The sequence below is a fragment of the Nonomuraea sp. NPDC049714 genome, assembly GCF_044465295.1.
GTDB lineage: Bacteria > Actinomycetota > Actinomycetes > Streptosporangiales > Streptosporangiaceae > Nonomuraea.
In genome coordinates this window covers 1,170,128-1,190,818 of sequence record NZ_JBITLM010000002.1, presented here as the reverse complement: position 1 = coordinate 1,190,818, position 20,691 = coordinate 1,170,128, and the positions used below count along the sequence as shown (strand labels likewise).

Genomic DNA, 20,691 nt, shown 5'->3' with positions numbered 1-20,691 from the left:
ACGGCCAACACGGACCAACGCGGACCGACCCGGACCGACAAGGACCGACGCCGGGAACGTCGCGATCAAGGAGCGGAACGATGAAGGGAACGGAGATGACATGTCTGTTATCGGGGTGATCGGCGCCGGCGTCATGGGAGTCGGCGTCGCCCAGAACCTAGCCTCGACCGGGCACGACGTGGTGCTGGTCGACAAGGACGAGAAGACGCTGACCGCAGCGCTGGCGACCATCGAGCGCAACAGCCGGATGAGCCGCCTCATGGGCGGCCCCGCCCTGGACGCCGACGAGATCCTGTCCAGGATCACCACGGCCGTCGGAGCGGCGGGCGCGGCCAAGGCCGAGATCGTCATCGAGAACGTGACCGAGAACTGGGACGTCAAGCGGGAGGTGTACGAGACGCTCGACGCCGAGTGCGGTCCCGACACCGTCTTCGTCGTCAACACCTCGGCCATCCCGATCACCAAGGTCGCCGCCGTCACCGGCCGCCCGGACAAGGTGGTCGGCGTGCACTTCATGAACCCGGTGCCGGCCAAGCCGGTCGTCGAGCTGATCCCGGGCTTCCACACCTCAGCGGAGACGGTCGAGCGCACCAAGGACCTGCTGCACGCCATGGGCAAGAAGGCCGTGCACGTCAAGGACTCGTGCGGCTTCATCTCCAACCGGGTGCTGATGCTCACCGTCAACGAGGCGGCCTTCCTCGTGCACGAGGGCGTGGCGGACGCCGCGTCGGTGGACGAGGTGTTCCGCGGCTGCTTCGGCCACCCGATGGGACCGCTGGAGACGGCCGACCTGATCGGCGTCGACACGATCCTCTACAGCGTGGAGGTGCTCTACGAGCACTACGCCGACAGCAAGTACCGCCCGTGCCCGCTGCTGAAGCAGATGACCGACGCCGGACTGCACGGCCGTAAGACCGGCCGTGGCTTCTACACCTACGACTCGAACTGAAGACGAACTGAAACGGAGCAATGCCCATGTCCACCACCGCAAGGGATCAGATTCTCACCTTCGTCCGCGAGCGCTACCCGCAGGCGGAGATCGACGCGTCGCAGGACATCTTCGCCCTCGGCTTCGTCAACTCGCTGTTCGCGATGGAGCTGGTGATGTTCGTGGAGAAGACGTTCGAGGTCACCATCCCCAACGAGGAGCTGCGGATCGACAACTTCCGCACCGCCGACTCGATGGCGAGCCTGGTGGCGAGGCTCTCGGCCGACCTGGCCGTGGCGTGACCCTCACCGACCCGGCACCCCCCACCCGGACCGCGGACCGGGGCACGGATCGGGTCACCGACCAGGTCACTGATCGGGGCTCGGCCCGCGCCTTCGTCGACACCCACGTCGTGCCGTACGCCGACGCCTACGACCGGGCCGGCCGGGTGCCGGAGGACCTGCTGGTGCGGGTCGCCGAGGCGGGCCTGTGGGCGCCGTTCCTGCCGCCCGGCTCGGGCGGCGCCGGGATGGACATGGTCACGCTCGGGGAGGTGCACGAGGAGGTGGGGCGCGGCTGCTCCTCCCTCCGCAGCCTGCTCACCGTCCACACGATGGTGTCGTGGACGGTGCAGCGGTGGGGCACCCCGGCCCAGCGCGAGCGGTGGACGCCGGTGCTCGGCAGCGGGCAGGTGCTCGGCGCCTTCTGCCTGTCCGAGCCCGGCGCCGGCAGCGACACCTCGGGGATCACCACGACCGCCGTCGAGTCCGGCGGCGGCTGGGTGCTCAACGGGGTCAAGACGTGGACCACGGGCGGCCAGCGGGCGGACCTGTTCCTGGTGTTCGCCCGCACGGCCGCCAGCATCGGCGCCTTCCTCGTGCCGAGGGACGCGCCGGGCGTCCGGGTCCGTCCCATCGACGACATGCTGGGCACCCGCGCCTCCATGCTGGCGCAGATCTCCTTCGACGACGTCGTCCTCGGGCCCGACGCGCTGCTCGGCCCGAGCGGGTTCACCGCCGGCATGGTGCTCACGGGCACCCTCGACCTCGGCCGCTACAGCGTGGCGGCCGGCTCGCTGGGCATCCTCCAGGCCTGCCTGGAGGCGTCCTCCGCGTACGCCGCGCACCGCAGGGTGGGCGGCTCGGCGCTGCGCGAGCTGCCGCTGATCCAGGCGAAGCTCTCCGACATGGTCACCGACGCGCGGGCGGCCCGGCTGCTGGTCGCCGAGGCCGGCCGGCTCAAGGACGCCGGGGAGTCGGCGACGCTCATGGCCACCTGGGTCGCGAAGTACTTCGCCTCCACGGCCGCCGTCCGCCACGCGGCCGAGGCCGTGCAGATCCACGGCGCCAACGGGTGCAGCCCGGACTACCCGGTGGCCCGGCTGTACCGCGACGCCAAGGTGATGGAGATCATCGAAGGCAGCAACGAGATCCAGCGGATCACCATCGCCGGCCAGGCGGAAAGGGAGAGAACGCCGTGACCGTGACAACCTCGGCCACCCCGGCCGTCCCGCTCCCGGAGAAGCCGAAGCGGGGCCGGATCAAGTGCATCGTGTGGGACCTCGACAACACCCTGTGGAACGGGGTGCTCCTGGAGGACGGCGACGTCACCGTACGACCCGCCGTGGTCGAGCGGATCCACGAGCTGGACCGCAAGGGCGTCCTGCACTCCATCGCCAGCAAGAACGACAGGGACGCGGCCATGGAGAAGCTGCGCGCCCTCGGGCTGGAGGAGATGTTCCTGCACCCGCAGATCAACTGGAACCCCAAGTCGGACTCCATCCGGCACATCGCCAAGGCGCTCAACCTCGGCCTGGACGCCTTCGCGTTCGTCGACGACCAGGAGTTCGAGCGCGCCGAGGTGGCCCACGGCGTCCCCGAGGTGACCTGCGTGGACATCCTGGAGCTGGAGGAGGCGCTGGCGCGGCCGGAGTTCCGGCCGCGCTTCGTCACCGACGAGTCGGCGCTGCGGCGCGAGATGTACCGCAGCCAGATCGCCAGGGAGGAGCTGGAAGGCGAGTTCGTCGGCACGAACGAGGAGTTCCTGGCCGGCCTGGAGATGTCCTTCACCATCTCCCCCGCCAGAAGGGAGGACCTGCAGCGCGCCGAGGAACTCACCGTCCGCACCAACCAGCTCAACTCCACCGGGCGCACCTACTCCTACGAGGAGCTGGACGCGCTGCGGGAGTCGCCGGACCACCTGCTCCTGGTCGCCTCGCTCACCGACCGGTTCGGCGGCTACGGCAAGATCGGGCTGGCCCTGGTGGAGAAGGGCGAGGACGCCTGGTGGCTGCGCATGATGCTGATGTCGTGCCGGGTGATGTCCCGCGGGGTCGGCATGGTGCTGCTCAACCACATCATGCGGCTGGCCGTGGAGGCGGGCGCGACCGTCCGGGCGGACTTCGTGGAGACCGGGCGCAACCGCATGATGCAGGTGACGTACGCCTTCGCCGGGTTCCACGAGGCGAGCAGGGAGGGCGCGCACGTCGTCCTGGAAGCCGACCTGACCGCCGTACAGCCCCCGCCGGCGTACGTGAGACTCGAGATCGTCGAGTAAGGGACCGAGATGACCGTCTACGACGAGACAAGCGACGCCCTGCTGACCCAATGGCTGCCGTTCCGGGCCCTGACCGGCGCCGAGCCGGGCGCGCTGCCGCTGTACTGCCTGCCGCACGCGGGCGGCGCGGCGTCGGCGTTCCGGCTGTGGCAGGGCAAACTGCCGGGCATCGCGGTGCAGCCGGTGCAGCTCCCCGGCAGGGAGAGCCGGCACCGGGAGCCGCCCTACCTGCGGATGGAGCCGCTGGTCTCCGACCTGGCCGACGCGGTGCTCGCCGACGTGGCGCAGTCCGCCGCCGGGCACAGGTACGCCCTGTACGGGCACAGCCTCGGCGGCCTCGTGGCCTTCGAGCTGGTCAGGGAGGTCAGGCGGCGCGGCGGCCCGGAGCCGGTGCACCTGTTCGTCTCCGGCTCCGACGCCCCGCACGTCACCTACGAGGACGGGCCGCCGGTGCGCGGGATGTCCAGGAAGGAAGTGGTGGGGCTCCTGCGCGACCTGGGCGGCACGCCGGAGTGGCTGCTGGCCGACCCGGGGGCGCTGGAGATGATCCTGCCGGCCGTGCAGGCCGACTTCACCGTCAAGGAGAGCTACGGCTACACGCCGGAGCCGCCGCTGGCCGTGCCGATCTCGGTGCTGCCCAGCGGCTCCGACCCGCGGGTGGCGCCGGAGAAGGTGGCGGCCTGGCGGGAGCAGACCGCGGGCGCGTTCGCGCTGCACCCGTTCGACGGCGGCCACTTCGCGGTGTTCGAGCAGGCGGACCGCACCCGCGCGATCGTGGCGGAGGCGCTGCGCCCATGGGCGTGAGGCTGTGGCGGGTCCACCTGGACCGGCCGGAGCGGGCAGGGGGGCCGGGGCGGTGGCACTGCCTGTCCGGCGCCGAACGCGACAAGGCCGCCGCCTTCGCGGACCCCCTCGCCCGGCGCCGGTACGTGGCCGCCCACGCCGCCCTGCGCCACGTCCTCGGCCGGCTGTGCGGCGTCCCCGCCGCCCGGCTCGCCTTCGGCGCCGAGGAGTCGGGCCGCCCGTGCCTGCTGCCCCCGGCGGGACGGCCGCGGCCCGACTTCAACCTGTCCCATTCGGCGGAGTGGGCGCTGATCGCGGTGGCCGCGCCGGGCACACGGGTGGGCGTCGACGTCGAACGCGTCCGCGCCGACCTCGACCACCTGGAGATGGCCAGGCGGATGTACCAGCCCGAGGAGGCCGCGAGGGTGCGCGAGGCGGGCCTGGGGGAGTACTTCCGGCTGTGGACGGCCAAGGAGGCGTACGTCAAGGCGAGCGGGGCCGGGCTGGCCGGTCTGCGCGACGTCCTGGTACGCCCGGCCGCCGCCACCTGCGAACAGAGCCGGGGAGGGAGCGCGGTCTCCCGCTCCCTCCCCGGCTCCCGGGCCCCGGTCCGCTGGCTGGACGTCGCCCCCGGCTACGCCGCCGCGCTGGTCACGACCGCTTCGACACCGGCACCACGTACCGGCTGAAGACCAGATCGCGCAGCACGTCGTCGCCGCCCTCCACGATCGACACGTACCTCATGTCGCGCAGCAGCTTGCCGATCACCGCCTCGTGGGTGTAGCCGAGGCCGCCGAACATCTCCGACGCCGTCGAGGCGATCTGCCAGCCGGTCTGGCCGCAGAACATCTTCGTGGTGAGAGCGGACTTCAGCGTGCCCACCCGCATGAACTCCTCGCCCGCGTCGGGCCGGGCCGCGATGGCGTCGTAGGCGCGCGCGGCGGCCAGGCACTGGTTCGTCATGACCTCGATCTGCATCTCGAACTGGCCGAGCCGGCCGGCGAAGACCGCGTTCGCCGACAGCGGCGCGCCCTTGACCGACTTGGACTTGCCGTACTCCATGCACACGTCCCGGATGCGGCGGGCGATGCCCAGCGCCGTCGTGGCGATCAGCACCCGGCTGGCGTTCAGCCCGATCTCCAGCAGGCGCAGCCCGTTCCCGCGCAGCACGTTGCCGGCCGGGACGCGGACGCCGGACAGCGACACCTGGTAGGTCGCCGAGGAGCGCAGCCCGATCACGTCCCAGCGCTTGTCCACCGTGACGCCGGGCGCGTCGCCCGGCACCAGCACCGCCAGGTAGCCCGACGGGTCGTCCTCGGCGCGCGCGATCACCACGAGGAACTTCGCGAAGCCGGTGTTGGTGGAGAACGCCTTCTGCCCGTCCAGGACGATCATGTCGCCCTCGCGCCCCGCGGTCGTGCCGATCCTGGCCAGTTCGCTGCCCGCGGCGTGCTCGCTGCCCAGCGTGGCGGCGAAGCCGCCGGCGGCCAGCCCGCCGAGGTGCTCCTTGCGCAGCTCCTCGCCGCCGTACCACTGGACCATGCTCGTGGTCAGCACCGGGATGAACAGGGTGAAGGCCACACCGGCGTCGGCGTAGGCCAGCTCGGAGACGATGCGGACGCTCTCCTCCAGACCGAGACCCAGCCCGCCGTACTCCTCGGGCAGCCACCAGCCGGACAGCCCGGTGTCGGCGAACCGCTCATAGAGCGGCAGCGGCGCCTCGGCCAGCGAGTCCAGGTAGGCGTCCCTGCCGGTCAGCTCGCGGCGGACGAAACCCTGCAGGGCCCGCAGATGCTCGGGACGGTTCATCGCTCAGCCCTCCTCGTCGCGGGAGTCGAGCAGCTCGGCGAGCTGGCGCACCGTCGGGCACTCCAGGAGTCCGGTCACCGGCACGGAGGCGTTCAGCGCCTTGCGGATGCGGGTGGTCAGCTCGATCGCCAGCAGCGAGTGCCCGCCCAGCTCGAAGAAGTTGTCCAGCGCGCCGATCGGCTCGATGGCGAGCACCCGCGACCAGATCGCGGCGAGCGTGGCCTCGGTCCCCTCGCGCGGCTCGACGTAGGGGTTGTTCAGCTCGGGACGCGGGTGCCGCTCCTGGTCGTCGGCCTCGTCCCCGGCCTCGTGGATGTCGCCGGTGACCCACTGCGCCACCCGGCCGTCCAGCGAGCCGGTGGAGATCACCAGGTGCCCGACCCGGTCGGCGGCCGACAGCGCCCGCTCGAACACGTCCACACCCTCGGCGGGCGCCATCGCGAAGTCGATGACCGCGCCGCTGTGCCCCTCGACCCGGTCGGGGTCGATGTTCCAGGTGTCCCAGTCGACGGTGACCCATCGGCCCCGGCCCGCCGCGCGGGCGACCCGCACGTAGGCGTCCAGCGCGGCGTTGGCGGCCGCGTACGGCGCCAGCGTCATCCCGCCGAGCACGGCCGCGATCGACGACAGCGTGATCCGGCGATCCGGGCAGTGGCCGCCGAGCACCTTCTGCAGCACGTGGAACCCGGTCACCTTGGCGGCCAGGTGCGCCTCGCACTGCTGCCGGTCCATGAGATGGGCGAAGTTGAAGTACGCCCCGTCCTGCACGCCCGCGCCGTGCACCGCCACGTCGATGCCGCCGAAGCGGGCCACCGCCTGCTCGACCACGGCCCGCATCGCGTCCTCGTCCGCCACGTCGGCGGACAGGGCGAGCACCGTGGCGCCGCGCTCCTCCAGGTCCCTGATGTTGCGGATGTGCCGGGCAGCGCGCTCCCCGCCGGGCGGCGTGGCGGCGAGGTAGCCGTCCCAGTCCTGCCGGGGCGGCAGCTCGCTGCGCGCGGTGAGGACCAGGCGGCAGCCGTACGCGCCGGCCAGGTGCCGGGACAAGACCAGGCCGACGTCGCCGAGGCCGCCGGTGATGAGTACGGTGTCGCCGTCGCGGAACGGCCGCTCCTCCTGCGCCGGCGCCTCGATCGGGTACTGCTCGTAGTGCCGCACCCAGGTCTCGCCGGCGCGGATCGCCACCGGCCCCTCGTACGGGCAGACGGCCGCCGCCAGGATGCGGGCGGCGTCGGCCTCGTCGTCCACGTCGATGGCGCGGCAGCGCAGCCGCGGGTTCTCCTGGGCCAGGCTCGGCGCGAGCGTCCCGAGGGTGGAGTGCTCGGGGTGGCGCAGGTCGGCCCCGGCCACGCTCACCGCCTCGGGGGTGAGCAGGACCAGCTCGGCGCGGGGGGCCGAGCCGGTGTTGTCGATCAGCTCCCTGGCCAGCGCCAGCACCGAGTAGAAGCCGCGCCGCTGCTCGGCGGCGAAGTGCGCCACCGGGTCCGCGCCGGGGTCAGCCTCGGCGGCGGCCAGGCTGAAACCGTGCACGATCGCGCGCGGCGCCGCCACCAGGGAGAACATCACCTCGGCGATGTCATCGGCGGTGCCGACCCGGACCGTGTAGTCACCGGCGTCGTCCTGCTCGAAGCGGTCGCCGGGACGCACGGCCGTCACCTCGGCCCCGGCCTCGACCAGCCGCTCGACCAGCTTCTCGGCGCGCGGGTCGGCGGCGAACACCAGCCACGGCCCGGCCTCGCGCAGCCGCTCGTCCAGGCCGGTGACGGTCAGCGGGCGCTGCCGCCAGCCCGGCAGGTACGTCCACTGCGCCCGGTCGAAGGTCTTGCCGGCGCCCAGCTGCGGCTGCGCCTGGTCCTCCGGCGGGTTGACCCAGTACCTGCGCCGCTGGAACGGGTAGGTCGGCAGCTCCACCCGGCGTCCCGCGCCGCCGTGCAGCGGCGTCCAGTCGATCGCGCTGCCGGCCAGCCAGAGCCGCGCCACGGTGGCGAGCAGCCACTCGGCGGCGGCGGTGCCCTCCTCCGGCGCGACGGTGACCGTCTCGGCGCCGTCCTCCTCGCCGGTGACGGTCACGCCGATCCCGCGCAGGCCGTCGGCCAGCGCGGTGAGCGCCTCCGCACGCCCGGCCGCGTCCTGTACGGCATCGACGGCCGCGTGCGAGCCCGGGCGGAGGACGGCGTCGACGGGCGCGTGCGAACCCGGGCGGAGGACGGCCTTGACGGCCGCGTGCAGCTCGGCCCACCACCCGTCGGGCACACCGGAGTCCGGTACGGCCAGCCGTACCTTGGGGTTGCGCCGCTGGGTCTTGCCGTCGATCCAGCGCGAGGAGTCGCCGAGCGCGGCGATGGCGTCCTCGCGGTCCCGGCACACCACCGCCCGCCGCAGCGCGAAGCCGCTGCGGGAGACCTGCAGCGTGAACGCCACGTCCGCGAAGTCCTCGGCGCCGTCCGCATCTCCCAGATGGGTGCGGAGCCGCTCGGTGAGCGCCGTCAGCGCCCGGTCGTCGGCGGCGGAGAACACCAGCAGGTGCGGGCCGGGCCGCGCCGGGCGGGCCGGCCTCGGCGGGGCCTGCTCCAGCACGACGTGCGCGTTGGTGCCGCCGAGCCCGAACGAGCTGACCCCGGCGCGGCGCGGATGCGGTCCCGCGGGCCAGGCCCGGTCCTCCCGCAGGACGGTGAAGCGGTCGTGCGCGGTGGCCAGCGCCGGGTTCGGCGTCTCGTAGCCGGGCGTGCCGGGCAGCACCTCGTGCTTGAGGTTGAGCGCCGCCCGCATCAGCCCGGTGACGCCGGAGGCGCGGTCGAGGTGACCCAGGCTCGGCTTGACCGACCCGAGCACGCACGGAGTGTCGCGAGCCTGGGTGAACACCCGGTTCATCGCCGCCAGCTCGATGGAGTCGCCCAGCATGGTGCCCGTGGCGTGACACTCGACGTAACCGACGGTCTCCGGCTTGACCCCGGCCACGCCGAGCGCCGAATCGATCACCTCGGCCTGGCCGTCCACACCGGGCGCGGTGTAGCCCGCGCGCAGCCGGCCGTCGTTGTTGGACGCCGAGCCGAGGATCACCGCGTGGATGACGTCACCGTCGGCGAGCGCGTCGGACATCCGCTTGAGCGCGACCGCGCCCGCGCCGCTGCCCATCACGGTGCCGCCCGCCTCGGCGTCGAAGCTGCGGACCACCCCGTCGGGCGACAGGATGCCGCCCTGTTCGTACAGGTAGCCGGACGGCTGGGGGAGCGGCGTGAACGCGCCGCCCGCCACCGCTATGTCGCACTCGTAGGTCAGCAGGCTCTGGCAGGCCAGGTGCACCGACACCAGCGAGGTCGAGCAGAACGTCTGCACCGACACGGCAGGCCCGCGCAGACCCAGCTTGTAGGAGACCAGCGAGGCCAGCGAGTCACGCTCGTTGCCGATCGCCGCCAGCAGCGCCCCGCCCGGCTGGGCGGTGAGGTGCCGGATGTTCCGCACGATGTAGTCGGGGAAGCCGCAGCCGCCGAACACCGCGACCTGGCCCGGCACGTCCGTCGGGCAGTAGCCGGCGCCCTCCAGGGCCTCCCACGAGCATTCCAGGAACAGCCGGTGCTGCGGGTCCATCATCTCCGCCTCGCGCGGGTTGACCCCGAAGACGGCGGCGTCGAAGGTGTCCAGGCCGTCCAGCGGCCCGCCGACGCGGACGTACCGCGGGTCCGCCATGGTCCCCGGGTCGACGCCCGCCTCGCGCAGCTCCTCGTCGGTGATCGTACGCAGGCCCCTGACCCCGGCCAGCAGGTTGCGCCACAGATCCGCGACGCTGCCGGCGCCGGGGAAGCGTCCGGACATGCCGATCAGCGCGACCGCCGAGTCGTAGTCGGTTTCAGTCATCGAATCTCCTTGAGCGTGAAGCCCCGTTCCTTCAGGGCCGGGAAGAAACGCGGAACAGTGCCGCGGGATCGAACATGCGCAGGATTCTTATGTGGAGTCGTCGGCTCGGCCTGCGGCGCGACCCACGACAGGGACGTGAACGCTGCGAAGAACGTCCTCGCCGCCGGGCCGGCCCGCGTTCTACGACGGGGAGAATGTCAAGACGTCCTTCCGCTCTTGAGCATGTTGCGTCGCTGGGCGATGCGGGATCGCTGCTGTTCGCGCGCCTCGGCCGGCTCCTCGCCCGCCTCCTGGCCCGCCCGGGCCGCCTCGGCGAGGGAGGCGATCGTGGGCGCCTGGTAGAGGATGTGCGGGGGCAGGTACGGCAGCTCCAGCGCCCGCCGGACCTCGGCGATGATCTCCATGCCGAGCAGTGAGTTGCCGCCGAGCTCGAAGAAGTTGTCGTGCACGCCGACCTGTTCCAGGCCGAGCGCCTCGGACCAGACGCCGGCGATGGCCTCCTCGGCGGGCGACTGCGGCTCGACGTACGCGGTCGACAGGTCCGGCCTCGGGTGCCGTCCGAACGCGTCGCGGAGCTTCTTCACCGTCGCCTGGTGGCTCTCGATGGAGGACTTGCGGCTCATCGCCACCATGGGGGCGAAGTCCTGGGTGGAGGCCACCACGTGCCGCTCGCCGCTGGCCAGCACCCGCAGCAGTGTCTGCCAGCCCTGGTCGAAGGTGAGGCCGAAGTTCTCGCGGTACCACTCGAAGTACTGCTTGGAGCCCTCGTCGTAGTTGTCCAGGCCGTCGGTCCACCCGTTGTAGGTCCACTCGCACCAGTCGATGGAGGTGACGGCCACGCCGGGCAGCGCGTCGGCCAGCGCGAAGCTGTCCAGGAAGGCGTTCGCGGCGCAGTAGTCGACCTGGCCCGCGCCGCCGCCCGTCGCCGAGGTGGTGGAGGAGAACAGCGCCAGGAAGTCCACCGGCACCTCGCGCAGCACCTCCGCGAGGGCGAGGGTGCCGCCGACCTTGGGGGCCAGCACCCGGTCCATGTCGGCGACGGTCTTGAACTGCATCAGGCCGACGGCGGGCACTCCGGCGCAGTGCAGCACGCCGTTCAGCTCGCCGAACCGCTCGATCGCGGCGTCGACCGCGCGGCGTACGTCCTCGGCGCGGGAGACGTCGCCGGCGACGGTCAGCACCTCGATGCCGGCCGCCTCCAGGCGGCGCAGGCCCTCCAGCCGCCTGCGGACCTCGCCCACGGCGGTCTCCGAGTTCAGGATCTGGTCCCACTGGTCGCGCGGCGGGACCGGCGTACGGCCCAGCAGCACCAGGCGGGCCCGGTAGTCCTCGGCCAGCCGCTCGGCCATCGCCAGGCCGATGCCGCCGAGACCGCCGGTCACCAGGTACACGCCGCCCTGCCGGACGCTCGCGGCGGGGGGTGCCGCCTCGATCACCGAGGCGTCCAGCGCCTCGTAGTCGGGGATCCAGCGGTGGCCGCCGCGCAGCGCGACGACCTGGTCCTCGGGCTCGGCGCGCAGCTCGGCCAGCAGCGCCGAGGGCGCGCCGCCGGCTCGCGTGTCGAGGTCGATCAGCCGGGTCCTGACCTTCGGGTACTCCACCGGGATCAGCCGGGTGGGGCCGAGCAGGGTGCCGCGCTCGGCGTGCACCGCCTCGCCGGGGTGCACCCGGTGGCTGCCGGCGGTGACGATGTCCAGCGTCCAGCCGGGCAGGCCGAGGTCGCCGGCGGCGCGGGCCAGCGCCACCAGGGCGTGCAGGCCACGCCGCAGGCACTCCTCGGTCGGCGGGTCCTCCGGGCGCGGCGGCGCGTCGTCCGCCGTCCACAGGTGCACGACCCGCTCGGGGAACCAGTCGCGGCCAGCCAGTTCGCGCAGCGCCGCCAGGGTGTCGTCCGGTGAGCCCGGCCGCAGCCGGAAGCCGTCGGGGCCGCTCTCGAAGCCCTCGCCGGGTCGGACCAGCACGACCTCGTGGCCGGCGGCCGCCAGGTGGGTCAGCAGCGGCGCGGCCAGCGTGTCGGCGAACCCGGCGTCGGTGTAGACCAGCCAGCGGGTGGCCTCGTCGGCGCGGGCCGGCCGGAGGGTGGTCTGCCGCCAGGTCGGCAGGTGGATCCAGCGGGTGTCGGGCAGCCGGGGGTACGCCTTGGCGATGCTCGTCGGGTCGCTCTCGTCGAACGCCGGTGTCCCGGAGCCCAGGGCGCTCTCGTCGATCTCCAGCCAGTATTCCTGGTGCTCGAACGGGTAGGTCGGCAGCGGCACGCGGCCCGGCGTCCAGCCCGGGTCGTCGTGCAGCGCCGCCCAGTCGATCGGCACGCCGGTCAGCCAGAGCTTGCCGACGGCGGTGGCCAGCGCGGTGTCGGCGTCCTGCGGGTCGTTGGCGGCCGGGAGCGTGGTCACGATCAGCGGCCACTGGGCGCGGTCGCAGCCGGGGTGACCGCGGGTCAGCGCGCCGAGCGACTGCCCGGGGCCGATCTCGGCCAGGGCCAGATCGGCGATGCCGAGCACGTGGCCCAGCCCGGCGCCGAACTCGACCGTCTCGCACATGTGCCTGGCCCAGTAGCCGGGGTCGCCGACCAGCTCGGCGGTGGCGAGTTCGCCGGTGACGTTGCTGAGGTAAGGCAGTTCGGGCGGGCGCAGCGTGACGTTGTCCTTGATCCAGGTGGTCAGCTCCTCAGCGACGGCCGTCAGCATCCGGGAGTGGAAGGCGTGCGTGGTCTCCAGCCTGCGGTGGCCGATCCGCGCCTCCAGCAGCAGCGCGGCAGCCGCCTCCACGATCTCGGTGGGGCCCGCGAGCACCACCTGCGAGCCGGTGCGTACGGCGACGTCGAGGTCGCGGGTGATCGGCTCGCCCAGCACCACGCGCAGCCGGCGCTCGTCGGCGGAGATCGCGATCATCGCGCCCTCGGGCTGTGAGGTGATCAGCTTGGCGCGGTAGGCGACCAGCCGCAGCGCGTCGGGCAGGGACAGCACGCCGGCCAGGCACGCGGCGACGTACTCGCCGAGGCTGTAGCCGATCATGATCTCCGGGTGCACGCCCCAGCGGACGAGCTGGCGGGCCAGCGCGTACTCCGCCACGAAGATGGCCGGCTGGACCAGGTGGGCGTCGGTCGTGGACGCGGGCCCGGCGGGCGCGGCCCGGCCGAGCAACCCGGCCAGGTCACCCGCTGGGGCCTGGGCGCGCTCCACGGGCACGAACACGTCGGACAGCTGGGCGGCCTCGGTGAGGCCGAGCACGGTCAGGCACTCGTCCACGTCGGCGCGGAAGCCCGGCTCCGACGCGTACAGGGAGGCCACCATGCCGGGGTACTGCTCGCCCACCCCGGCGATCAGGAAGCCCACCTTCCGGCCCGTCGTCGCGTCGTTGCGCCCCAGCGGCCCCGCCGGGTCGGCGAGCCGGGCCGCGGCCTCGCCGGTGGAGTCGGCCACCACGAACCGGCGGTGGTTGAAGACCTTGCGCCCGGCCTGCAGCGTGAAGGCCACGTCGCCGAGGTCGTCGGAGGAGTCGGCCAGCCGTCCGGCGAGCCTGGCGCAGGCCTGGTCGGCGGCGGCCGCGGAGCGCGCCGAGACCGGCAGGATCTGCCGGCGGCGCGAGCGCGCGCGGCGCTCGGCGGGCCGGGGCGCCTCGGTGACGATGGCGTGCGCGTTGGTGCCGCCCATGCCGAGCGAGCTGATGCCGGCGATGCGCGGCCGGTCGGGGTCCGATCGCCAGGGGGTGGTCTCGGCGGTGACCCGGAACGGGCTGCCGGCGAAGTCGATCTCGGGGTTCGGCTTGTTGTAGTGCAGGGTCCCCGGGATGAGCTCGTGCCGCAGCGACTGGACCACCTTGATCAGGCCGGTCACGCCGGAGGCCCGGTCGAGGTGGCCGACGTTGGGCTTGATCGAGCCGAGCACGCAGTACTGCTTGTCCTTGGTCGCGCCGAAGGCCCGGCTCAGCGCCGCCACCTCCATGGGGTCGCCGACCTCGGTGGCGGTGCCGTGCGCCTCGACGTACGAGATCTCCGACGGATCCACGCCCGCCTTGGCGAGGGCGGCGGAGACGCAGCGGCGCTGGCCGTCGATGCTGGGCGCCAGGTAGCTGAACTTCATCGCGCCGTCGTTGTTGATGGCCGAGGCTCGGATCACGGCGAGCACGGTGTCGCGGTCGGCCACCGCGTCGGACAGGCGCTTGAGCACGACGACGGCCGCGCCGTCGCCGAACATGCTGCCCCGGCCCTGGGCGTCGAAGGTCCGCACATGCCCGTCGGGGGACTCCTGCCCGCCCTCCTCCCACAGGTAGCCGGTGCGGTCCGGGATGCGCACGGACACGCCGCCGGCCAGCGCCATGTCGCACTCGCCGCGGCGCAGGCTCTCGCTCGCCAGGTGCACCGCCACCAGGGACGTGGAGCAGAACGTCTGCACGGTGACGCTCGGCCCGCCGAGGTCCAGCCGGAAGGAGACGTTCGTGGCCAGCGAGTCCTTGTCGTTGCCGATCATCAGGGCGGAGGTGTCGATGCCCATGGTGAAGGCCCGCAGGCGGGTCAGCAGGTAGCCGCTGATGTTCATGCCGGCGAACACGCCGACGTCGCCGCGGCCCGTGGAGGCGGCGTACCCGGCCGACTCCAGCGCCTCCCACACACACTCCAGGAAGATGCGCTGCTGGGGGTCGGCCAGCGTCGCCTCGCGCGGGTTGTAGCCGAAGAACCCGGCGTCGAAGCCCCGGATGTCGTCGAGGATCGGCCGGGACCGTACGTAGTTGGGCTGCTGGAAGGTCGCCGGGTCGACCCCGGCGGCGGTCAGCTCCTCGTCGGAGAACCGCGTGAAGGACTCCACACCGGTGCTGATGTTGCGCCAGAACGTCTCGACATCGGCCGCGCCGGGGAAGCGACCGGCCATCCCGATGATCGCCACCTCTTCCGCGCCCGGTGGTCGCTGCTCATCCATCGACGTGCCCCTCTTCACTGAAGTCGCCATTGCTTACTCCGCGCCTGCTCCAGGCCTGCTCCAGGCCTGCTCCGCGCTTGCCCCGCCTCAGATCAGCCCGCCGCGGCCCCAGCCGCGCGCCAGCCGCCGGGCCGCGAACGCGCCCGCCAGCAGGCCCAGCGCCAGCAGGACCCCGGCGGACGGCAGCATCCCGGCCAGGTCGCCGCGTACCGCGGACTGCATCAGGGTCAGCGCCCAGTAGCCGGGCGAGACGTACGCGGTCATCTGCGCCCACTCGGGCATGATGCTGAGCGGCACCAGGGCGCCGCCCAGCGAGCTGATGGTCAGCGCTCCCACGTCGCAGATCACGCTCAGCTCGCCGTGGCTGCGCACGATCGCGGCGAGCAGCGCGCCGAGCGAGAGCAGGGCGAAGGCCCAGATCACGATCGCCAGCAGCACGTAGTGCGGCGCGCCCGGCACCGGCAGCCCGATGACCAGGACGCCGTAGATCAGGAGCACCGACTGCTGCACCACCATGATCACGAAGATCGGCAGGATCTTGCCCAGCAGCAGCTCCGCGGAGGCGGCCTTGCTCACCCGCAGCCGGTCCCAGGTGCGCCAGGTGCGCTCGGACAGGATCGCGTTGCCCGCCAGGGAGATCGCGAACACCGAGAACATCACCATGAGGCCGGTGGACACCTGGGCCGCGCCGCCGTCCACCGCCCGCACGTAGAGAGGCTTGAGGACCAGCATGAGCACCATCGGCATGACGATGTAGCTGATCGCCTGCCCCGGGTCGCGCAACCGGATGATCATGTTGTGCCTGGCCACGGCGGCGATCCGGTAGAGCGCGTCGAACGCGCCCGCCGCGCGTGGCGCGCGTGGCCGGGTGTCAGCGAGCGTGGTGTCAGCGAGCATGGTGGACCGCCAGGGAGTTGTAGAGGTCGTCCAGGGACGGGTGGCGCACCTCGACCGAGCTGATCGGGCGGTCGAGGCGGCCCAGCAGGTCCACCAGGGTCGCGGTGGGCTCGGTGGTGGACATGACGATCTCTTCCTCGTCCTCCAGGACGACCCGCACCTCGCCCGGCAGATCCTTGGCCAGCTCCTCGTAGGTGCCCCTGGCGATGACCCGGCCGTTCTGCGCCACCGCGATCGTGGCCTGCAGCTCGGTCAGTTCGGGCAGGTAGTGGGTGGTGTAGACGACGGCCGCGCCCTCGCCCGCTCGCTGTTTGACCACGTCGAGCATGGCCTGCCGGGTCTCCAGGTCCGCGCCCGCGGTCGGCTCGTCGAGCAGCAGCAGCGCCGGCCGGTGGACGAGCGCGGTCGCGGCCTGGGTGCGCCGTTGCTGGCCGCCGGAGAGCTTCCCGGTCCTCCTGTCCATGATCTCGGAGAGCCGCAGGATGCCGGCGAGGTCGTCGATGGCCGCCTGCAGCGCGGCCGGTCGCAGCCCGGCGAGCCTGCCGTAGAGCTCCAGGTGCTCGCGCACCGTGACGGAGGGGTAGAGCGCGATGTGCTGGGGCGCGACGCCGACCTGCCCGCGCGTGGCGGACGGCGGTCTGCCGTCGATGGTCACGTGACCGCTGTCCGGGCGGATCAGGTCGGACACGATTTCCACAAAGGTCGTCTTGCCCGCGCCATTGTGCCCGACCAGCCCGACGATTTCACCGGCCGCGACGTTCAGCGAGAATCCGTCAAGCGCTTGTACTGTGCCGTACCGTTTGACGAGATCGGTTACCACCAGCAATGTGTCACCTCCTCGGATGCCACACATTCGCAATTGAATAATGCCGATATGCGCGATGTTCTCCATACGATAGCGATGAACTCCCATGTGGCCGGTGGCAACAAGTTGCGGGAAAAAGCGGCCAATGGCCTTCCATTCCGGTCGGACATCCTTACTGCCTAATCTGACAAATATGCGCGTGGGTACTTTGATCGCATCCGGGCTCGACTGCCTCGTCTTCGAGGCGGGCGCCGGCAAGGTCGTCAAGCGCTCGCGCGACGGCCGCAGTCTGGAGCGCGAGGCGTCCGTCATGCGGCACGCGCGCAGGCACGGGTTCCCCACGCCGGAGGTCTTCGACGCCGACGGGCCCGACCTCCTGATGGAACGTCTGGAGGGGCCGAGCCTGAAGGATCTGGCGCTCCAGCGGCCCGGCGACGTCGCGGAGTACGGCCGGCTCCTGGCCGAGCTGCTGCGGGCACTGGCGGCCGTACGCGCGCCCGGCTGGCTCCAGGCGGCCGAGGGCTGCCCCGGCAACCGCCTGCTCCACCTGGACCTGCACCCGGCCAACGTGATCAGCACCGGTGACGGGCCGCGGGTCGTCGACTGGGCCAACGCCGCCAGGGGCGCGCCGGCCGCGGACGTGGCCTGCACCTGGCTCATCCTGGCCACCGCCCCCGTGCCCGAGGCGCCGGGGCCACAGTGGCGGCAGGACATGGTCGGCGGGTTCACGGCCGGCTCCGACATCGACGCCGCGCGACCGTATCTGCCCGTTATCGCCGAACGGTGGCGCGCGGACCGCCCCGTCGATCCGGCGGAGCAGAGCGCGATCGACGCCTTCCTGGCCGGCGAGCGGCACGAGGCCGCCGGATGACCGTTGAGCACCGCTGACAGAGGGGGGAGCACGATGGACGAACAGCCCGAGGTACGGGCATCGGACGGCGACCGGGAGTCCGCCGCCCGCAGGCTCCGCCTGGCGGTGGAGGACGGCTCCCTCGACTTCACCGAGTTCGACGACCGGCTGGGCCTGGCCTTCCAGGCCGTGACCCGCCGCGAGCTGGACCACCTGACGGCGGATCTGCCGCCCGCCGCCCCGGCGGCTACCGGGATGGTCGCGCCGCTTCCGGCCGCGGTGCCCCGCTGGCTCAGGCTGGGCTGGGCGGTGTGGGGCGCGGCCGCCGCCATCGGGGTGGTGAGCTGGGTGGTGGCGAGCGTCCAGGCGGCCTGCCCGCTGGAGTTCTGGCCCAAGGACCTGCTCGGTCCGGGGCTCGTCCTGCTCATCGTGACCGTGGTGGCCGCGCGCCGCCGCGAAGCCCCCGGCCGATGATCGTCGACCCGCGCCCGGCCGCGTCCCCGGAAGAAACCGGCCCGGCCCCCGCCACCCGCCGGAGCGAGCTGGACTCCATCCGGGTGCTGGTGGTCGTCGGGCTGGTGTTCTTCCACTCCGCGCTGGTCTTCGCCGCCGACGACGACTTCTACGTGCGCAACGCCGAGACCACGGGCGCGACGTTCGTGCTGTCCGCGCTCGGGGTGGTGTGGGCGATGCCGATGCTCTTCCTCATCGCGGGCCTCGGCGCCTGGCACTCCCTGCGCCGCCGCGGCCCGGCGGGCTTCGCCGCCGAGCGGCTGCTGCGGCTCGGCGTGCCGCTGGTCTTCGGCACGCTCGCCCTCGCCCCGCTGCCGCAGTGGCTACGGCTGCGGGCCGATCCCGGCTACCACGAGTCCTACCCGGCCTTCCTGCCGCGCTTCTTCGACGTGCGGCTCGACCTGGCCGAATACCCCTTCGTGCTGCAGGGCGAGCACTTCGAGACCGGGCACCTGTGGTTCATGGTGCTGTTGCTGGTGTTCGCCCTCATGCTCGCGCCCGTGGTGCGCTGGTTCCCCGCGGCCGGCGCCCGCCGGATCGGCGACCGGCTCGTCGCCGCGGCGGCCCACCGGGGCGCGGCGCTGCTGCCCGCCGTACCGGTGTCGCTGCTGTGCGCGCTGGCCGGGCTGGAGGAGGAGTACGCCGGGTGGAGCCGCTGGGCCTACCTGCTGTTCTTCTGCTACGGCTTCGTGTTCGCCGCCGACGCCGGCTTCCGGGCCGCGATGCGCCGCGACGCGCGGCCGGCCGCCCTCGCCGGCCTGGCGCTGCTCCTGGTCGGGTTCCCGCTGTTCCTGCTCGCCGGGGGCGACCCCTTCACCGACATGACGCTCCAGGCGATCATCGCGCGGGCGATGTACGGCGCGGCGGGGTGGTCGGTGCTGGTCGCGATCCTCGGCCTGCTCGACCGCCGCGCCGCCGCCCCCAGCGCCTCGCCCCCGCGCCCCGGCGCCCGCCGCAGGGTGTACGCCTACCTGGCGGCGGCCGTGCTGCCGCTGTACATCCTGCACCAGCCGGTCGTGGTCGCGGTCGCGTACGGGGTGGTCAGGCTGGACGCGCCGATCGCGGTCAAGTACCCGCTGATCGTGGCGGCCTCCCTCCTGCTCACCGTCGCCGCCTACGACCTGCTGGTACGGCGCACCCGGATCACCCGCTTCCTGTTCGGCATGCGCGACGGCCACTGACGGGCGCCTGCGAGCTCAGGCGCGGGCAGGGAAGAACTCGGCGCTCTGGACGTACTCCATCGCCTTGGTGAAGACCGGGTCGGTGAGGCGGCGCTCCAGCTCCTCCGCGCTCACGTCCTCGATCCTCGTATGGATCCACCACAGGTTGCCCAGCGGGTCGCGGACCCGGCCGGCGCGGTCGCCGAAGTACAGGTGGGTGACCTCGGTGACCGAGGTGCCGCCGGCCGCGACGGCCTGCTGGTGCACGGCGTCGGCGTCGTCCACGTACAGGCGCAGGAAGCCGGGCGTCGGCGGCCACTCCGGAGGCGAGTCGAACATCATCACGATCGCGTTCCCGATGCGGACCTCCGCGTGTTCGATGGCGCCGCTCTCGCCGGCGAGGCGGAAGAGCTCCTCGGCCCCGAAGGCCGCCCTGACGTAGTCGATGAGCCGGGCGGTGTCCGGGGAGATGAGCCACGGAGTGACGGTGGTGTAGCCCTCGGGAATCATGACTGCCTCCTGTGTCGGTGGTGTGTTGCTGGTCTCGACCGTAGAGGCGGTATAGGTCAGTTTCTGGCCTATTGGTACGGCATTCTTGGCGTCATGGCCGACACCTCGTCCCGCTTGCTCAACCTGCTGTCGTTGCTGCAGACCTCGCGCGAGTGGCCCGGCGGGGAGCTGGCCGAGCGGCTGGGGATCAGCCGGCGTACGGTCCGGCGCGACGTCGAGCGGCTGCGCGAGCTGGGATATCCGGTGGAGGCGACGCGGGGGGCCGACGGCGGGTATCGCCTGGTCGCGGGCACCGCCATGCCGCCGCTGCTGCTGGACGACGAGGAGGCCGTGGCCATCACGGTCGGGCTGGCCACGGCGGCGCGCAATCCGGTGCGGGGGATCGAGGAGGCGTCGGTGCGGGCGCTGGCCAAGCTGGAGCGGGTGCTGCCCGCGCGGCTGCGGTATCGGGTGAGCTCGCTGGGTGGCGCGACCGTATCGCTGCCCGGTTCGACGGGGGCCGACGTGGACCCCGAGGTGCTGACGGCGCTGGCCGGTGCGATCGCCAACCGGGAGCGGGTGCGGTTCGGCTATCGGACGGGGGACGGGACCGGCAGCGCCCGCCACGTCGATCCCCACCGCCTCGTCTCCGCCGGGCGGCGGTGGTACCTGCTCGGCCACGACCGCGACCGCGACGACTGGCGGATCTTCCGCATCGACCGGATCAGGCAGGTCACGCCCACGGGCGGCCGCAGCACGCCACGCGACCTGCCCGCCGAGGACGCGGGGGAGTACGTCGCCGCCAAGCTCTACTCGCTGCTGCCCACCTATACCGCCGTCGTCACCCTGCACGCGCCGATGGCGGAGCTGTCCCGCCGCATCGGCGCGGACGTGGGCGAGCTGTCGGAGCTCGACGAGCGCACGTGCCTGCTGCGCTGCCACGGCGACACCCTGGAGTGGCTCGCGCTGCGGCTGACCGGGCTCGGCTGCGAGTTCGAGGTACGCGAGCCGCCCGAACTCGTCGAGCACCTGCGCTCCCTCGCCGCCCGCCTCGTCCGCGCCACGTCGCCGGACGCTCGCTGACCAGGGCGGCGGGGAGACGCACGAAAGCCGGTGGGGACACCTCGGAG

At 72.7% G+C, this 20,691-nt stretch carries 17 protein-coding genes; 11 read left to right on the top strand and 6 right to left on the bottom strand.

Translation table 11 applies throughout. The features are described 5' to 3' along the window. The first annotated feature begins 100 nt into the window (after nucleotides 1-100). The 6 genes from ACIBQX_RS12795 to ACIBQX_RS12770 are packed head-to-tail and all read left to right on the top strand — an operon-like array spanning nucleotide 101 to nucleotide 4,956. Nucleotides 101-949, top strand: coding sequence for a 3-hydroxyacyl-CoA dehydrogenase family protein (locus ACIBQX_RS12795; RefSeq protein ID WP_397003661.1), 849 nt, complete (start codon nucleotides 101-103; stop codon nucleotides 947-949). A 26-nt stretch (nucleotides 950-975) separates the two neighbouring features. Then, nucleotides 976-1,230 carry an acyl carrier protein gene (locus ACIBQX_RS12790; RefSeq protein WP_397003659.1) on the top strand — a complete coding sequence of 85 codons (255 nt, stop codon included), beginning with the start codon at nucleotides 976-978 and terminating at the stop codon, nucleotides 1,228-1,230. Next, entirely contained in the window at nucleotides 1,227-2,408 is a 1,182-nt protein-coding gene (locus ACIBQX_RS12785; RefSeq protein ID WP_397003657.1) for an acyl-CoA dehydrogenase family protein, read from the top strand. The genes ACIBQX_RS12790 and ACIBQX_RS12785 overlap by 4 nt, the downstream gene beginning before the upstream one ends. Further along, nucleotides 2,405-3,484: an HAD-IIIC family phosphatase gene (locus ACIBQX_RS12780; RefSeq protein WP_397003655.1), complete on the top strand. Its 1,080-nt coding sequence runs from the start codon at nucleotides 2,405-2,407 to the stop codon at nucleotides 3,482-3,484. Before ACIBQX_RS12785 ends, ACIBQX_RS12780 begins: the two co-directional genes overlap by 4 nt. Nucleotides 3,485-3,493: 9 nt before the next feature. Then, a complete protein-coding gene (locus ACIBQX_RS12775; RefSeq protein WP_397003653.1) occupies nucleotides 3,494-4,288 on the top strand; it encodes a thioesterase II family protein in 795 nt (264 codons plus the stop codon). Continuing rightward, entirely contained in the window at nucleotides 4,279-4,956 is a 678-nt protein-coding gene (locus tag ACIBQX_RS12770; RefSeq protein WP_397003651.1) for a 4'-phosphopantetheinyl transferase family protein, read from the top strand. Before ACIBQX_RS12775 ends, ACIBQX_RS12770 begins: the two co-directional genes overlap by 10 nt. Here ACIBQX_RS12770 and ACIBQX_RS12765 read toward each other — a convergent pair. From ACIBQX_RS12765 to ACIBQX_RS12745, 5 genes are all read right to left on the bottom strand, one after another. Then, on the bottom strand, nucleotides 4,919-6,076 hold the full coding sequence (locus ACIBQX_RS12765; RefSeq protein ID WP_397003649.1) for an acyl-CoA dehydrogenase family protein: 1,158 nt from the start codon (nucleotides 6,074-6,076) through the stop codon (nucleotides 4,919-4,921). The two genes, ACIBQX_RS12770 and ACIBQX_RS12765, sit on opposite strands and share 38 nt — an antisense overlap. Before the next feature lie 3 nt (nucleotides 6,077-6,079). Continuing rightward, nucleotides 6,080-9,931: an SDR family NAD(P)-dependent oxidoreductase gene (locus tag ACIBQX_RS12760; RefSeq protein WP_397003647.1), complete on the bottom strand. Its 3,852-nt coding sequence runs from the start codon at nucleotides 9,929-9,931 to the stop codon at nucleotides 6,080-6,082. A 197-nt stretch (nucleotides 9,932-10,128) separates the two neighbouring features. Then, nucleotides 10,129-14,847 carry an SDR family NAD(P)-dependent oxidoreductase gene (locus ACIBQX_RS12755; protein WP_397003645.1) on the bottom strand — a complete coding sequence of 1,573 codons (4,719 nt, stop codon included), beginning with the start codon at nucleotides 14,845-14,847 and terminating at the stop codon, nucleotides 10,129-10,131. 87 nt (nucleotides 14,848-14,934) lie between these two features. Continuing rightward, nucleotides 14,935-15,744, bottom strand: a complete 810-nt coding sequence (locus ACIBQX_RS12750) for an ABC transporter permease (RefSeq protein WP_397003643.1) — start codon at nucleotides 15,742-15,744, stop codon at nucleotides 14,935-14,937. Further along, a complete protein-coding gene (locus ACIBQX_RS12745; protein WP_397003879.1) occupies nucleotides 15,734-16,477 on the bottom strand; it encodes an ABC transporter ATP-binding protein in 744 nt (247 codons plus the stop codon). Before ACIBQX_RS12745 ends, ACIBQX_RS12750 begins: the two co-directional genes overlap by 11 nt. Between ACIBQX_RS12745 and ACIBQX_RS12740 the strand changes: the two genes are divergently transcribed. The 4 genes from ACIBQX_RS12740 to ACIBQX_RS12725 are packed head-to-tail and all read left to right on the top strand — an operon-like array spanning nucleotide 16,400 to nucleotide 19,093. After that, a complete protein-coding gene (locus ACIBQX_RS12740; RefSeq protein ID WP_397003895.1) occupies nucleotides 16,400-16,732 on the top strand; it encodes a hypothetical protein in 333 nt (110 codons plus the stop codon). The genes ACIBQX_RS12745 and ACIBQX_RS12740 overlap by 78 nt on opposite strands. 10 nt (nucleotides 16,733-16,742) lie before the next feature. Next, nucleotides 16,743-17,420 (top strand): phosphotransferase, encoded by a 678-nt coding sequence (locus ACIBQX_RS12735; protein ID WP_397003641.1) that lies wholly within the window; start codon nucleotides 16,743-16,745, stop codon nucleotides 17,418-17,420. A 33-nt stretch (nucleotides 17,421-17,453) separates the two neighbouring features. Continuing rightward, nucleotides 17,454-17,873 (top strand): DUF1707 domain-containing protein, encoded by a 420-nt coding sequence (locus tag ACIBQX_RS12730; RefSeq protein WP_397003639.1) that lies wholly within the window; start codon nucleotides 17,454-17,456, stop codon nucleotides 17,871-17,873. Beyond that, complete coding sequence (locus tag ACIBQX_RS12725) at nucleotides 17,870-19,093, top strand: acyltransferase (protein ID WP_397003637.1); 1,224 nt, start codon at nucleotides 17,870-17,872, stop codon at nucleotides 19,091-19,093. The genes ACIBQX_RS12730 and ACIBQX_RS12725 overlap by 4 nt, the downstream gene beginning before the upstream one ends. Before the next feature lie 15 nt (nucleotides 19,094-19,108). On the opposite strand, the gene ACIBQX_RS12720 is transcribed toward ACIBQX_RS12725, so the two are convergent. Further along, a complete protein-coding gene (locus ACIBQX_RS12720; protein WP_397003635.1) occupies nucleotides 19,109-19,582 on the bottom strand; it encodes a VOC family protein in 474 nt (157 codons plus the stop codon). A gap of 93 nt (nucleotides 19,583-19,675) precedes the next feature. On the opposite strand from ACIBQX_RS12720, the gene ACIBQX_RS12715 reads away from it, so the two are divergent. Further along, on the top strand, nucleotides 19,676-20,644 hold the full coding sequence (locus tag ACIBQX_RS12715) for a helix-turn-helix transcriptional regulator (RefSeq protein ID WP_397003633.1): 969 nt from the start codon (nucleotides 19,676-19,678) through the stop codon (nucleotides 20,642-20,644). The last annotated feature ends 47 nt before the right edge of the window (nucleotides 20,645-20,691 follow it).

Bases quoted from the DNA above. Each gene is read 5' to 3' on its own strand.
- ACIBQX_RS12795 (WP_397003661.1), top strand. From the start codon at position 101: ATGTCTGTTATCGGGGTGATCGGCGCCGGCGTCATGGGAGTCGGCGTC.
- ACIBQX_RS12790 (WP_397003659.1), top strand. From the start codon at position 976: ATGTCCACCACCGCAAGGGATCAGATTCTCACCTTCGTCCGCGAGCGC.
- ACIBQX_RS12775 (WP_397003653.1), top strand. From the start codon at position 3,494: ATGACCGTCTACGACGAGACAAGCGACGCCCTGCTGACCCAATGGCTG.
- ACIBQX_RS12770 (WP_397003651.1), top strand. From the start codon at position 4,279: ATGGGCGTGAGGCTGTGGCGGGTCCACCTGGACCGGCCGGAGCGGGCA.
- ACIBQX_RS12765 (WP_397003649.1), bottom strand. From the start codon at position 6,076: ATGAACCGTCCCGAGCATCTGCGGGCCCTGCAGGGTTTCGTCCGCCGC.
- ACIBQX_RS12760 (WP_397003647.1), bottom strand. From the start codon at position 9,931: ATGACTGAAACCGACTACGACTCGGCGGTCGCGCTGATCGGCATGTCC.
- ACIBQX_RS12755 (WP_397003645.1), bottom strand. From the start codon at position 14,847: ATGGATGAGCAGCGACCACCGGGCGCGGAAGAGGTGGCGATCATCGGG.
- ACIBQX_RS12750 (WP_397003643.1), bottom strand. From the start codon at position 15,744: ATGCTCGCTGACACCACGCTCGCTGACACCCGGCCACGCGCGCCACGC.
- ACIBQX_RS12735 (WP_397003641.1), top strand. From the start codon at position 16,743: ATGCGCGTGGGTACTTTGATCGCATCCGGGCTCGACTGCCTCGTCTTC.
- ACIBQX_RS12730 (WP_397003639.1), top strand. From the start codon at position 17,454: ATGGACGAACAGCCCGAGGTACGGGCATCGGACGGCGACCGGGAGTCC.
- ACIBQX_RS12725 (WP_397003637.1), top strand. From the start codon at position 17,870: ATGATCGTCGACCCGCGCCCGGCCGCGTCCCCGGAAGAAACCGGCCCG.
- ACIBQX_RS12720 (WP_397003635.1), bottom strand. From the start codon at position 19,582: ATGATTCCCGAGGGCTACACCACCGTCACTCCGTGGCTCATCTCCCCG.
- ACIBQX_RS12715 (WP_397003633.1), top strand. From the start codon at position 19,676: ATGGCCGACACCTCGTCCCGCTTGCTCAACCTGCTGTCGTTGCTGCAG.